Raw genomic sequence first — 13,193 nt, forward strand, 5'->3', positions numbered from 1 at the left:
AGGAGGCCCATCATGCGTGTGTTCCTGACCGGTGCGACCGGCTTCATCGGCTCGCACATCATCCCCGAACTGCTCGGCCGCGGCCATCGGGTGCTCGGGTTGACGCGTTCCGACGCGGGCGCCCGCCAGCTCGAAGCGGCCGGCGTCGACGTCCACCGCGGCGACCTCGATGCCCCCGCGACGCTCGTTAGTGGCGTCCAGGCGAGCGATGCGGTGATCCACTGCGCGTTCGATCACAACTTCGAGAGGTTCTTCGAGAACACCAGAAAGGATGAGCGCAACATCGCCGCCATGGGTGAGGCGCTGGCCGGCACGCAGAAGCCCATCCTGATCACCTCGGGCGTCGGTATCGGCACTCCGCTCCATGGAGGTCCGGCGACCGAAGACGTGCTCAACCCTCGCCACGCCAATCCGCGCATCGCGACCGAGCTCGCTGGCGCGGCGTTGATCGCGCGGCGCATCGACGTGCGCACTATCCGCTTGCCGCAGGTGCACGACACCACCAAGGCGGGGCTTATCACGCCGTTGATCGCGGAGGCGCGCCGCGCCGGCGCGGTGGCCTATCTCGGCGAGGGACAGTCGCGCTGGTCGGCGGCGCACGTCAGCGATGTGGCGAGGCTGTACGTGCTGGCACTGGAGAAGGGCGAGCCGGGCGCGCGTTACCATGCATCGGTGGAGGAGGGCGTCGCCGCCCGCGCCATCGCAGAGGCGATTGGCAAGGGCGCCGGGCTTCCGGTCCGCTCGGTCGCGGCAGAGGAAGTGGAACACTATTTCGGCTGGATGACGCCCTTTGCAGGCCTCGACATGACCGCATCGAACGCTTGGACCTGCGCGCGGCTTGGGTGGGAGCCGAGCGGCCCCGATCTCCTGACGGATCTCGCCAAAATGGATCATGCGGCGATCACCGCCGGCTGATCAATCGCCGTTGCTCGCTGACTGACCGGATCGTGAAGTCGGCAAGCAACGACACCAGACGCGTGGTCAGCGCATCCCGGCCTGTTCACGGATGACAAGTGACTGGATACGGGAAGACGCGAGGATCGCGTCGGCTAACGGCTTCGAGAATGCCAGGCAGATGGCCCACGTGGTGCTCGCTCCCTCACGGATCGCCGCGCGGGTCGTCTCAGGCGTGGGGTTCCTCGGTGCCGGGTCGATCCTGCTTCGCGGCAACACCGTGCGAGGGATAACGACGGCCGCCAGCATCTGGGCGGTAGCCCCACTTGGCCTTGCCGCAGGAGGCGGGCTCTACGCTGCTGCCGCGATCGCCACCGTCATCATCCTTGCCGGCCTCAAGCCGCTCGGGGGAGCGTGTCGAGCGCGTGTCCAAAGCTGCGTGATCCGCGCCGTGGCCGAAGGTGGCGCGCTGTGCAAGGAGCAGATCAGGAAGCTGTTGCGCGTGAGACGCGGGCAGGTCCGCAGGCTGCTGGTCACGCCGGTCGAGACGGATCAGGCAGCGTGGACGCATCACCTGACGCAAGTATCTCAGGCGGACATACGCGCTGGGGCAGGGCGCCTGCGGACGGTTCTCGTGTCGGCCGCTGAGAAGGCGATCCAGCCTTTTGGGCAGTCGCATCCTCTCATCCGGGCGAGAGTATATCGAAGGGCGCTGCGGGTTTCGCGTTGCGTTCGATCTTCAGCGGACGCGCCGCTCCCCTTGGAAAAGGGGAGCGGTCAGCCGATGATCAGAGCGTGGTAAGCACAACACCAACCACCAGCGCTTGCGCCGCGATCGCCAGCGCGGTGCTGGCGGCGGTCTCAAACATACGCATGGGGTAGTCTCCAAGGCCATATACCGGCCACGCGCTAAGTTAAGATTGTTTCCCTGATACGCAACAATCTGTCTCTGCAATCATGATTGCACAAGGTGCAACGAACCGGTTTGAGCACCGTACAAGTGACCCTTTCAGCACTTGTACCGCTAGCTGGTACGGCCGAAGGTAGGCGAGCGACGGGAGCGTCGGGACGGCTGCTTATGGGTCTTTGGCATCGCGTTGATTGGTGGCGCTTATTCTCCGCCATGCAGCTGAGCGACGAACGCCGCGACATTGTCTCCCAGCTCGGCGGTGGCATAGCCGCCTTCCATCGCCGTCACGATCGCCAGTCCGCTCGCCGCGAGCCGTGCGGCCAGCGCGGTGAAGTCGTCGCGCGCGAAGGTGAAATGCGAGATCGGGTCGCCCACGTAGAGATCCGCGCCGAGCGACAGCACCAGCAGCCGCGCGCCGTAGCACGCGATCGCGTCGAGCGCGCGGTCCAGCGCGGGTTCGTAGCTCGCCCAGCCGGTGCCGCGCGGCAGCGGCAGGTTGAGCGTCGCACCGCGACCCGCGCCCGTGCCGGTCTCGTCGGCATGGCCCCAGTAGAAGGGATAGTCGGTCGCCGGATCGGCGTGGATCGAGACGAACAGCATCTCTGCGTCGGCGTAGAAGATGTCCTGCGTGCCGTTGCCATGGTGATAGTCGACGTCGAGGATCGCCACCGGGCCGAGCCCGCGGCGGCGCGCCTCGGCCGCCACGATCGCGGCGTTGTTGAGGTAGCAATAGCCGCCGAGATAGTCGCGCCCGGCATGGTGGCCGGGCGGGCGGCACAGCGCGAAGGCCCGCCGCGTTGCCCCCGCGGCGACCTCGTCGAGCGCGGTCAGCGCGGTCTGCGCCGACCAATAGGCTGCCTCCCACGTGCCCGCCGCGATCGGCGTGCCCGCGTCGTAGCTGAAGCGCCCGAGCCGCGCGTCGATCCGCGTCAGGTCGAGCGCGCGCCGCCCCACCACCGGCCAGGTATAGCCGATCGCGTCGCCCTGCCGCCGCGCGGCGATCCAGTCGTCGTGCGCGACGCGGAGGAAGGCGAGATAATCGGGGTCGTGCACCGCCGCGAGCGGCGCGATGCCGAAGTCACGCGCCGGCATCGTGGCGCCGAGCGCCGCCACGATCGACTCCGCGCGCGCGGGGCATTCGTTGTAGGCGATCCAGTCGCCGTTGTGCAGCTCGCGCGCGGGGGCGTGCGCCAGCTGGCGCCGGTCGAACACGATCGTCACGCGAGGCTCCCGTCGACGCAACCCTGCGCGAAGGCGTAGAGCCGCGCCATCTTGTGGTTGACCGAGTCGCGACCGGCGCTGCCCTGATGGCCGGCGGCGAGGTCGGTGAGCAGCAGCGCGGGCGCGCGCGCGGTCGAGGCGGCGCGGACTGCGGCGACCAGCTTGGCCGGCTCCCAGTAACCGACGCGATCGTCCTTGAGCCCGGCGGTGGTGAACAGCGGCGGGTAGGGCGCCGGCCGCACGTTCTCATAGGGCGAGATGCTCAGCATGTAGTCGTAGTCGGCGGCGCTCGACAGCGGGTCGCCCCAGTCGGGGCGGAACAGCGGCACCAAGGGATGGTCGGCGTCGCTCATCGTGTTGAGCATGTCGACGAAGGGCACGGTCGCGATTACCCCGGCCCAGAGCGTCGGCGCCAGGTTCATCGCGCCGCCCACCAGCAGCCCGCCCGCGGACAGGCCGTAGGACACGATCCGGTCGCGCGCGGCATGACCCGCTGCGGCGAGATGCTGCGCGCAGGCGACGAAGTCGGTGAAGCTGTTGCGCTTATGGTGGCGCCGCCCGTCGAGGAACCAGCGCCGGCCCTTCTCCGCGCCGCCGCGCACGTGCGCGATCGCGTAGGTCCAGCCCTGCTCCACCAGGACGGTCGGCGCGACGTCGAACAGCGCCTCGCTCGATACGCCATAGGCGCCATAGCCGTAGAGCAGCAGCGGGGCACGCCCGTCCGCGCGCGCGCCGCGGCGCGTCAGCAGCGTGATCGGCACGCGCGCGCCGTCGGGCGCGGTGGCGTAGAGCCGGCGCACGGTGAAGCGCGCGGGGTCGTAGCCGGCGAACCGCTGCGTCGCGATCGTCGTCACGCGCGCGCTCGCGAGGTCGACCGCGACCCAGCGCGGTGGTGCGGCGGGGGTCTCGATCGTGGCGCGACAGGTCGGTGCGGCATAATCCTGCTCACCCGGCACGGTCAGCGCATAAGCGTCGCCGGCGAAGGTGACCTCACGCGCGGCGGCACCGGGAGCGAGGAGCATGAGCCGAGGCAGCGTGTCGCGGCGCTCGACCCAGGCCAGCGCGCGACGAAACGGCACCAGCTGGAGGATCTGCGTGCCGGCGCGGTGCGGCACCAACGTGTCGATCTCGGCGAAGCTGCGGCGATCCAGCCGGGCGACGCGTCCGTCGATCGCCTGCTCGTCCTCGATCAGCGCGATCAGCGCGCCGTCCCATTCATCGATCGCGTAGCGACGCCCGGGCGCGCGCGGGCGGACCAGCGCGGGGGCGCGCTCCTCCGCCTCGGCGGCGACGAGCCGCACCTCGCTCGTGTCCGGGCCCGAGAGCGTGATCGCGACGAAGCCGTCTGCCGCGGTGCGCGCGATCCCCATGAAGATCGCGGGATCGTGCTCCTCGTAGACCAACACGCGCTCGCCGCCGGTCACCGGCGTGCGATACACCCGCGTCGGCCGGTTGCGCGCGTCGCGCCAAATCCAGAACAGCCACCGTGACGAGGGCGAGAACACCAGTCCGCCATAGCCATAGGCGTCGGTGTCGACGACGACGCGCACCGCGCCGCTGGCGAGGTCGCGCACGCACAGCCGGTGCCGGTCGTTGCCGCCGACGTCCTCGGCCCAGGCGTAGAGCCGCCCGTCCGGGCTGACCTGCTGGCCGGTGGTGCGATAATAGGCCTGACCGCGCGCGCGCTCGTTCTCGTCGAGCAGCAGCTCGACCGCTCCGGTGTCGGCGCGGCGGCGGGTGTAGCGCGGGTGCGGGCCCGCGCTGTCGTCGACGCTGTAGGTCCAGCCGCCGCGCGTGACGTCGGGTTCGCCGCCGTCCAGCGGCGCGCGCGCGTCGAGCGCGGCGAGGAAGCGGCGCTCCGCGGCCGCGACGCGGTCGAGCACGGCGCCGGCATAAGCGTTCTCGGCGAGCAGATGGTCGCGGATCGCGGGCGGCATCGTCGCGATGTCGCGCTGCCCGTGGGGCGGGACGTATTTGAGCCAGGCGTAGGGATCGTCGCGCGTCCGCCCGAGCTGGTGCCGCAGCAGCGGCACGCGCGGCGTCACGGGCGGCATCGGCAGAGCGGCGCCCGCAGCGCGCGCCGGACCCTCGCTCGCGGCGAGCAGTGCCGTCGCACCGGCGCCGACGAGGAAGCGCCGCCGCGCGCGATCGGTCGGAGAAGAGGGCATGACGGTCAAGGATCCTCGCGCGCTGCGTCGTCGCCGACGCTAGGGCCAGGCCGGCACGTGCCGCAATCGCACGCGACCGAATGGCCCGATCGCGACGGCGATCGGCCCTGTTCGCGCGGCCACGCCGCAAGAATCAGCGTCAACTACGATCTCCGACAGCATTGTTGAAAAGAATGGGGGCGGCGATGCGCACGATCGTTTCACAACTCGCGGGGGCGAGCATTCTGGCAGCGGCGACGATGACGTTCGCGAGCACCACCGCCGCGGCGCAGACCGCATCGGCGGCGGCGAACGCGGACGCCGACGCGAACGCGGGCAGCGAGCGCGAGATCGTGGTGACCGCGACCAAGCGCGACGAGGCCGCGAGCGACGTCGCCGGCTCGGTGTCGGCGGTGACCCAGGAGAACCTGCAGCGGCTCAACGCGCAGAGCCTATCGGACTATATCACGCGCGTGCCGGGCGTGGTCTTCAACGACTATCAGCCGGGCGTCTCCGAGGTGGTGATCCGCGGTGTCGCCTCGACCACCTATCACGAGGCCAATCAGGCGACCACGGGCTATTACATCAACCAGATCCCGCTGGTGGAGCCGGGCTTCCCGCTCGTCATCCCCGACATCGACGCGTTCGACGTCAAGCAGGTGGAGGTGTTGCGCGGGCCGCAGGGCACGCTGTTCGGCTCCTCCTCGCTGGGCGGGGCGGTCAACTATGTCGTCAACGAGGCCGATCCCACGAAGCTCGACGCCGGTGCCGAGGGCATCGTCTCCAGCACGCGGCGAGCGGGCGAGGCGAGCTACGCCGCGAAGGCGATGGTCAACGTGCCGTTGGTCGACGACAAGCTGGCGGTGCGGCTGGTGGCGTTGCAGCGCTACGACGCGGGCTATCTCGACAATGTCGGCACCGGTGAGAAGGGCAGCAACGACCTGCGCGTGCGCGGGCTGCGCGGCTCGGTGGTATGGCAGCCGGGCGCGACGACCAAGCTCGCCGCGCTCGCGATGTACCAGGAATATGACCTCGACGACCAGACCTACGTGCTGTTCGGCGACAATCCCAAGACGTTCGAGCGGAACACCAACGTCGACGAATATCAGGACACCGAGATCCAGCTGTACAGCCTGCGGCTCGACCAGGAGCTCGGCTTCGCCAACTTCACCGCGATCGGCAGCTACACGCAGAAGAAGGCCGATCTGGCGTTCGACGACTCGATCTTCCTGGGCATCGACGCGCGCACCGGCACGCCGCAGCTCTCCAGCTCAACCGGCAAGTCCACCACCTATTACGGCGAGATGCGGTTGGCCTCGAGCGGCACCGGGCCCTTCACCTGGCTGATCGGCGCCAATTACACCAAGCTGCGGTCCGACTCGACCGACGGCGCGCGGCTCGACGGCATCGCCGAGTATATCGACGCCAACCCCGCCGACTTCGACGGCCAGCCCAGCAGCGTGATCGCGCCGGGGGACCTGCTGCGCCGCACCGTCAGCACCAACCGCGTGCGCGAGATCGCCGCCTTCGGCGAGCTGGCCTACACCTTCCTCGACCAGGTGACGCTGACGCTCGGCGGGCGCGTCTTCGAATATGAGTCGCGGCCGCGGTTGCAGTTCCTGCCCAACGCCGCGCTGATCGCGCCGTTCGACTATCAGCCCGGCTCGCAGAAACAGTCGGGCTTCGTCCCCAAGGTGTCGCTCGCCTACAAGCCGAGCGACCGCTTCACGCTCTACGGCCTCTATTCCGAGGGCTTCCGCATCGGCGGCGTCAACGTCTACAGCGCCGCCTCGGGCACGCCGCTGACGTTCGGCAGCGACAGCACGCAAAACTACGAGGTCGGCGCGAAGTTCGAGTTGGTGCCGGGCGCAATGTCGTTCGACATCGCCGCCTTCCACATCAAGTGGAACGACATCCAGTCGCGGCTGTTCACGCCCGTCACCTTCGATGCCTATACCGTCAACGGCGGCGGGGCGAAGATCGACGGCGTCGAGCTGTCGCTGGTCTTCCGCCCGACCGCCAACCTGACCTACAGCGCCAACGTCACCTACAATGACGCGCGGCTCTCCGGGCTACTGCCCGACAGCAGCGCGCCGGGCGGCGGCTATGCCGCGGGCACGCAGCTGCCCGGCGCGTCGGACTGGATCATCGCCAACCAGCTCGACTGGGAGCTGAGGAGCTCGCCGCTGCGGCCGCGCATCGGCATCGCGCACCGCTATCTCTCGGCGGCGCCGGTCGCCTTCGGCGCGACGCTGCAGAAGGGCGACTACAGCCTGGTCGACCTCAACGCCGCGGTCCGGCTCGGCGACGGCATCGAGGCCGGCGTGTTCGCCAAGAACCTGTTCGACACCTACGGCATCCTCAACGCCCCCTTCTCCTTCGCCGGCAGCGTGACCCGGCCGCGCACGGTGGGCGCCAACCTGCGCCTTGCGCTGCGGTGAGGGGCACCGCGGCCGCCATCGTGTCGGGCCCACGCCGCGGGCTTGTCCCGCCGCGGCGCGCGTGGCAGCTTCGCGACGATGGACCAGCCAGCATCGTGACCGGGCCGGACGGCCGCGCGGCACCGCCGGTACGCGGGCTCACCGACGAATATGGCGCGGGCTTCGTGGACCCGATGCACGCGCACGACTGGATCCAGGTGCTGTACGCCTGCTCGGGCGTGATGTCGGTGGAGACGCCGTCGACCAGCTTCGTTGTGCCGCCGCAGCGCGCTTTGTGGCTGCCGGCGGGGCAGCGCCACCAGGTGTCGTGCCGCGGCCCGGTGTCGCTACGCACGCTCTACGTCGACCCGGCGCTCTACCCCGATCCGCCGCCGTGCCGCGTGATCGAGGTGAGCGACTTCCTCAAGGCGCTGATCCTCAAGGTCGTGTCCTTCGGTGCCGACTATGGCGCGGACGGCCATGCCGGGCGCATCGTCGCGGTGCTGCTCGACGAGATCGCCGCCATGCCGCTGGCGCCTTATGGCGCGGTGATGCCCGCCGACGCGCGCCTGCTGCGCGTCTGCCGCGCCATCCTGGCGCAGCCGGCGGACGACCGCGACGTCGACGACTGGGCGCGCGTCGCGGGGATGGGGCGGCGCACCTTCACGCGCGCGTTCAAGCGCGAGACCGGCATGGGCCTCGCGGTATGGCGGCAGCAGGTGCGGCTGATGGAGGCGCTGTCACTGATGGCGGCGGGGCGCTCCGTCACGACGATCGCGTTCGATGTCGGCTATGACAGCCCCAGCGCCTTCACCGCGATGTTCCGCCGCGCCTATGGCGTACCGCCCAGCCTCTACGCGCTGCCGTGACTCGGCCCGCGCGCGCGCATGATCGGCCCGCGCGGATAGGGGCGGGAGGCACGACGGTGTGCGAGAGCGGCGGGCGAGAACGGGACAGCGCGACGGGCCGCCAGCGCCCGCGCGAGGAGCAGGACGCATGACTCTCACCTCCGAGGCGCTCGCCGCGCACGACGACGTCGACCCCGATATCCGCCGCTTCGTCGTCGCGCTCAACCACGGCTACGGCCAGTTCTCCGACTTCGCCGCGCTCCCGCTGCCCGAGCGCCGCGCCGCCGCGGAGGTGGTGCGCGCGCCATGGCGCGACGGCGGGCCGGTTATGGCCAAGACGCGCGACGGCACGCTCGCCGGCTGTCGCGCCCGCTTCCATTATCCCGGCACGAGTGCGACGCCGCGGCCGGCGCTGCTGTACGTGCATGGCGGCGGCTGGACGATGTTCAGCATCGACACGCACGACCGGTTGATGCGTGAATATGCCGCGCGCGCCGACGTGGTGGTGGTCGGGATCGACTATAGCCTCTCGCCCGAGGCGCGCTTCCCGGTCGCGCTCGACGAGGTGGTCGCGGCCTATCGTGAGCTGCGCGGCGAGGCGGCCGCATACGGCATCGCCGCGGAGCGGATCGCGGTGGGCGGCGACTCCGCCGGCGGCAACCTCGCGGTGGCGATGAGCCTGCGGTTGCGCGCATTGGGCGAGCCGCTGCCCGCCGCGCTGCTGCTCAATTATGGCGCCTTCGATCCGGCACCGACGCCGAGCTACGCGCGCTACGACGGCCCCGCCTATATGCTGACGATCGCGGAGATGGACCAGTTCTGGCGCGACTATGCCGGCGAGCCCGCGACGCTCGACGACCCTCTGGTTGTCCCCGCGCGCGCCGACCTGACCGGCCTGCCGCCCGCCTTCGTGACGATCCCCGAGTGCGACATTCTCGCCGACGCCAACCGCGCCATGGCGGAGCGGCTCCATGCCGCCGGGGTCGCGGTCGAGGCCTGCGTCTACCCCGGCGCGACGCACAGCTTCCTCGAGGCGGTGTCGGTCGCGCCGCTGGCCGACGCCGCGTTCGAGGACGCCGCGCGCTGGCTAGCGGCGGTGCTGGGGCACGCGCCGGCGTGAGCTTCGTCCCGCTCTCGCCGGCCGAGATCGGCGCGCTGATCCGCGATCACCCGCTCGCCTGGGTGGTGTCGGACGACCGCGACGCCACGCTGCTCCCGCTCATCGCCGAGTGCGACGCGAACGGCTTGCCGGTGGCGCTGGTCGGCCATTATCCCCGTCGCAACCCGCAGGTCGCCGCGTTCGAGCGCGACCCGCAGGCGCTGATCCTGTTCCGCGGGCCCGAGGGCTATGTCTCGCCGCGGCTGGTGTCGAACCCGACCTGGGGCGCGACCTGGAACTATGCCGCGCTGCGGATCGTCGCCACGCTCGCCTTCGTGCCGGAGGAGACGGAGAACGCGCTGCGCCGCCTCGCCGCGCAGCTCGAACCCGCCGGCGGGTGGCGCCCCGAGCAGATGGGGGCGCGCTTCGACGAGCTCGCGCACCACGTCGTCGCCTTCCGCGCGCGGATCGTCTCGTGCGAGCCGCAGTTCAAGCTGGGCCAGGACGAGCGCGCCGCGACCTTCGCCGAGATCGTCGCCGGGCACACCGACGCGGCGCTGGTCGCGGCCATGCGGAGGAACCGTCCCGACGATGCGAGCTGAGCGCGCCCCTGCCTCATCGAACGCGATCACGCCCGCGTGCTGAGCGGCCCCTCGGCGCGGATCCTCGCCGGGCTGGTGCTGGGGCTGGTCGCGGGCGCGCTGCTCGCGGGCAGCGCGGTGGCGCCCGCGGTCGCCGGTGTGGCCAAGCCGGTCGGCCGCTTGTGGCTCGACTCGCTGACCATGACGGTGGTGCCGCTGGTCTTCTCGCTGCTCGTCACCGGGGTGATGCGCGCCGCCGAGCAGGCCGCCGGCGGGCGGCTCGCGGCGCGCGCGCTGGGCTGGTTCGCGGTGCTGCTGCTCGCGGCGGCGCTGGTCGGCGCCGCGGCCACTGCGCTGCTGCTCCAGCTCGCGCCGCTGCCTGCGGCCGCGACGGCGCTGCCCGCGGCGGTGAGCGGCCCCGGCCCGGCGGTGCCCGCCGCGTCCGACTGGATCGGCAGCATCGTGCCGACCAACCCGGTGCGTGCCGCGGCCGAGAGCGCGATGGTGCCGCTGGTCGTCTTCGCGCTGCTGTTCGGCCTCGCCGCCAACGGGATCGAACCGGGGCCGCGCGCCGCGCTCGCGCAGGTGTTCACCGGCGTGGCGCAGACGATGCTGCGGATCGTCGGCTGGGTGCTGTGGGTGGCGCCGCTCGGAGTCTTCGCGCTCGCGATCGGCGTCGGACTGATGCTCGGCGGGGGCGCGGCGGGCGTGCTGGCGCATTATGTCGCGGTGATCGTCGGTGCCGCGCTCGCCTCGATCGTGCTCGCTTATGCCGCGGCGGCGCTGTTCGGCCGGATCAGCCCGCTCGCCTTCGCGCGCGCCGCGCTGCCGGCACAGGTGATCGCGGTGAGCACGCAATCCTCGCTCGCCTCCCTGCCCGCGATGGTGGCGGCGGCGCCGGCGCTGGGGGTGCGCGACGAGGCCGCGGGCGTGGTGCTGCCGCTCGCGGTGTCGCTGTTCCGCGCCACCACTGCGGCCGCCAATGTCGCGGTGGCGACGTATCTCGCCGCGGTGCACGGCGTCGCGCTTGCTCCGGCGACGCTGGGGCTGGGCGCGGTGGTCGCCGCGACGGTGAGCGTGGCCGCGGTCGGGCTGCCGGCGCAGGTATCGTTCTTCGCGGTGATCGCGCCGGTCTGCCTCGCCATGGGGGTGCCCGTGACTCTACTGCCGCTGCTGCTGGCGATCGAGACGGTGCCCGACATCTTCCGCACGCTCGGCAACGTCACCGCGGATCTGATGGTGCTGCGCATCGCCGGCGCGCGCGGCTTCGGCACGGGATCGTCACTGTGAGACATATGGCGCAGCTCGGGAAGTCCATAGCATCACCGGCGGTGAAGCCATTAACGAGCGGAGCGCCGCAGCGGCGCCGATGAGGCACAAACACCAGATCGACCAAAGGCCGGAGATGGGAGCATTCCAGATGCTACGAATGATCGCCTCTGGGTTAGGTCAATGGAAGCGCTCACCGCGCGCGAGCCGCTCGAGGATCCGCTGCATCGTGCGAGCCCGGAACTCCGGCCGCTTGGCCGTCTGAAGGCGATAGTAGATCGCGTAGAGGTTCTTGCGATCGAGGGTTCGGAAAAACGCGTCCGCCTCTGGCAGGGCCGCTAGCGCGTCCAGAAAATCCTGCGGGATGACCATCGCGGCCGACCCCTCATAGGCAGTGTCCCAACGTCCCTCGGCACGCGCGGCCTCGACATGGGCGAGGCCGGCCGGTGTGATGCGACCTTCAGCTATCAGCCGCTCGGCATGATCACGGTTCCTGGCGGACCAATTGGATCCCGGCCGACGTGGCGTGAGGCGCTGGAGGTACGAGCGCTCGTCCGCCGATCTCTTTAGGCCGTCGATCCAGCCGAAGCGGATCGCCTCCACGACGCAGTCGGTCCACGTAACGGACCGCTGTCCAGAGCCCTCCTTGTAGATGCGCACCCATAGCTCGCCGCTGGTGGCATGGTGCTCGGCAAGCCAGATGGCAAGTTCCTCGGGGATCTCGAAGGCGAGGGCTTCTGCTTGAGGGAGCGACATCAGCCGAGGCTAACCAGGAACGATCCCGCTGAGAAGCGGCGTGTCGCCGCCTTTCGTGGATGCGCCTCTGCCGCGGGGGGAGGGGTCGCATGAACCCAAGACTGATCTATCCGGATGACTCACCTGAACTGAGGTTGATACTTGACTATGATGGGCGCCTCATATAGTGAAGTCGTTACCGCAGTGAGGAGCTGGTCATGACAAACCCTGCCGCCGTCCATGGCAACTTCACCATCGAGCGGCGCTACCCGGTGGCGCCCGCCAAGGTGTTCGCCGCATGCGCCGATCCCGCGATCAAGAAGAGCTGGTATGCGGAGAGTGAGACGCACGAGATCAAGGCTTTCGAGAGTGATTTCAAAGTCGGTGGTGCCGAGCGGCTTACCTATCAGTTCGGACCGAACACGCCCTTTCCGGGTGTCGAGCTGACGAACGACGGCGTCTTCCATGACATCGTGGAGGGACAGCGCATCATCATATCGTCTCGTATGGCGATCGCGGGCAGGCCGATCTCGGTCGCCCTGGAGACAATCGAGATCGCGGAGGCGGACGGTGGCACAGCCCTCACGTGTACCTTCCAAGGTGTGTTCTTCGAGGGCTCCGACGGTCCCGTTATGCGCGAGCAGGGCTGGAGCGACCTGCTGGATCGGCTCGGCCGCTCACTGGCAGACTGACGTGGCGCGACCACGCCGTGAGGCCGACGCCGAGCCGATTGATCTGCTGCTCCATGCGCTGGGTGATCCGACGCGGCGGCGCATGATCGAACGGCTGGGCCAGCGCCCCCACGCCGTCTCGGCGTTGGCCGACCTGGCCGGGATCACGCTCACGGCTGTCGGTCAGCACATCCGGGTTCTCGAGGAGGCAGGGCTTGTCACCAGTAGCAAGTTAGGTCGTGTCCGGTCATGCCAGCTCGATCACGGTGGTTTGAAGATCGTGGAGCAGTGGTTGAGCGCGCGGCGATCAGCCTGGGACAGGCGGCTCGATGCGCTAGGCTCGGTCCTGTCTGGTCAGTAGGAAGGCGAGCTGTAAGCCCGCGAGCCGCCCTCGTCGG

General features: G+C 70.1%; 12 protein-coding genes. 9 read left to right on the top strand and 3 right to left on the bottom strand.

Going from position 1 to position 13,193, the window contains the following annotated elements; translation table 11 throughout:
* Positions 1-12 precede the first annotated feature (12 nt).
* Both FHY03_RS15385 and FHY03_RS15390 read left to right on the top strand, forming a co-directional pair.
* Complete coding sequence (locus FHY03_RS15385) at positions 13-915, top strand: SDR family oxidoreductase (protein WP_183931614.1); 903 nt, start codon at positions 13-15, stop codon at positions 913-915.
* Between the two features lie 160 nt (positions 916-1,075).
* Positions 1,076-1,696 carry an MgtC/SapB family protein gene (locus FHY03_RS15390; RefSeq protein WP_260159341.1) on the top strand — a complete coding sequence of 207 codons (621 nt, stop codon included), beginning with the start codon at positions 1,076-1,078 and terminating at the stop codon, positions 1,694-1,696.
* Between the two features lie 309 nt (positions 1,697-2,005).
* Here the strand turns inward: FHY03_RS15390 and FHY03_RS15395 are convergent, their stop codons facing one another.
* Together FHY03_RS15395 and FHY03_RS15400 are read right to left on the bottom strand one after the other, a co-directional pair.
* Positions 2,006-3,025, bottom strand: a complete 1,020-nt coding sequence (locus FHY03_RS15395) for a histone deacetylase family protein (RefSeq protein WP_183931616.1) — start codon at positions 3,023-3,025, stop codon at positions 2,006-2,008.
* Positions 3,022-5,193, bottom strand: a complete 2,172-nt coding sequence (locus FHY03_RS15400; RefSeq protein WP_221190257.1) for a prolyl oligopeptidase family serine peptidase — start codon at positions 5,191-5,193, stop codon at positions 3,022-3,024. Before FHY03_RS15400 ends, FHY03_RS15395 begins: the two co-directional genes overlap by 4 nt.
* 185 nt (positions 5,194-5,378) lie before the next feature.
* On the opposite strand from FHY03_RS15400, the gene FHY03_RS15405 reads away from it, so the two are divergent.
* The 5 genes from FHY03_RS15405 (at position 5,379) to FHY03_RS15425 (ending at position 11,410) form a co-directional block, all read left to right on the top strand.
* Positions 5,379-7,613, top strand: coding sequence for a TonB-dependent receptor (locus tag FHY03_RS15405; RefSeq protein ID WP_183931617.1), 2,235 nt, complete (start codon positions 5,379-5,381; stop codon positions 7,611-7,613).
* Positions 7,614-7,708: 95 nt separating this feature from the next.
* Positions 7,709-8,461 (top strand): helix-turn-helix transcriptional regulator, encoded by a 753-nt coding sequence (locus tag FHY03_RS15410; RefSeq protein WP_311721891.1) that lies wholly within the window; start codon positions 7,709-7,711, stop codon positions 8,459-8,461.
* Positions 8,462-8,588: 127 nt separating this feature from the next.
* On the top strand, positions 8,589-9,560 hold the full coding sequence (locus FHY03_RS15415; RefSeq protein ID WP_183923613.1) for an alpha/beta hydrolase: 972 nt from the start codon (positions 8,589-8,591) through the stop codon (positions 9,558-9,560).
* Positions 9,557-10,141, top strand: a complete 585-nt coding sequence (locus tag FHY03_RS15420; protein ID WP_183931618.1) for an FMN-binding negative transcriptional regulator — start codon at positions 9,557-9,559, stop codon at positions 10,139-10,141. The genes FHY03_RS15415 and FHY03_RS15420 overlap by 4 nt, the downstream gene beginning before the upstream one ends.
* Positions 10,142-10,177: 36 nt before the next feature.
* Positions 10,178-11,410, top strand: coding sequence for a cation:dicarboxylate symporter family transporter (locus FHY03_RS15425; RefSeq protein WP_311721895.1), 1,233 nt, complete (start codon positions 10,178-10,180; stop codon positions 11,408-11,410).
* A gap of 159 nt (positions 11,411-11,569) precedes the next feature.
* Here the strand turns inward: FHY03_RS15425 and FHY03_RS21135 are convergent, their stop codons facing one another.
* Complete coding sequence (locus FHY03_RS21135; protein WP_183931619.1) at positions 11,570-12,145, bottom strand: YdeI family protein; 576 nt, start codon at positions 12,143-12,145, stop codon at positions 11,570-11,572.
* Positions 12,146-12,342: 197 nt separating this feature from the next.
* Here FHY03_RS21135 and FHY03_RS15435 point away from each other — a divergent pair, with 197 nt between their 5' ends.
* Together FHY03_RS15435 and FHY03_RS15440 are read left to right on the top strand one after the other, a co-directional pair.
* Positions 12,343-12,816, top strand: a complete 474-nt coding sequence (locus tag FHY03_RS15435; RefSeq protein WP_183923607.1) for an SRPBCC domain-containing protein — start codon at positions 12,343-12,345, stop codon at positions 12,814-12,816.
* Position 12,817: 1 nt separating this feature from the next.
* Positions 12,818-13,156 carry a metalloregulator ArsR/SmtB family transcription factor gene (locus FHY03_RS15440; RefSeq protein ID WP_221190258.1) on the top strand — a complete coding sequence of 113 codons (339 nt, stop codon included), beginning with the start codon at positions 12,818-12,820 and terminating at the stop codon, positions 13,154-13,156.
* Positions 13,157-13,193 lie beyond the last annotated feature (37 nt).

This window comes from Sphingomonas sp. BK345 (genome assembly GCF_014193845.1).
Classification (GTDB): domain Bacteria; phylum Pseudomonadota; class Alphaproteobacteria; order Sphingomonadales; family Sphingomonadaceae; genus Sphingomonas.

What these genes read in the sequence shown, in the direction of transcription:
- FHY03_RS15385 (WP_183931614.1), top strand. Translation starts at nt 13, where the DNA reads ATGCGTGTGTTCCTGACCGGTGCGACCGGCTTCATCGGCTCGCACATC.
- FHY03_RS15390 (WP_260159341.1), top strand. Translation starts at nt 1,076, where the DNA reads ATGGCCCACGTGGTGCTCGCTCCCTCACGGATCGCCGCGCGGGTCGTC.
- FHY03_RS15400 (WP_221190257.1), bottom strand. Translation starts at nt 5,193, where the DNA reads ATGCCCTCTTCTCCGACCGATCGCGCGCGGCGGCGCTTCCTCGTCGGC.
- FHY03_RS15405 (WP_183931617.1), top strand. Translation starts at nt 5,379, where the DNA reads ATGCGCACGATCGTTTCACAACTCGCGGGGGCGAGCATTCTGGCAGCG.
- FHY03_RS15415 (WP_183923613.1), top strand. Translation starts at nt 8,589, where the DNA reads ATGACTCTCACCTCCGAGGCGCTCGCCGCGCACGACGACGTCGACCCC.
- FHY03_RS21135 (WP_183931619.1), bottom strand. Translation starts at nt 12,145, where the DNA reads ATGTCGCTCCCTCAAGCAGAAGCCCTCGCCTTCGAGATCCCCGAGGAA.
- FHY03_RS15435 (WP_183923607.1), top strand. Translation starts at nt 12,343, where the DNA reads ATGACAAACCCTGCCGCCGTCCATGGCAACTTCACCATCGAGCGGCGC.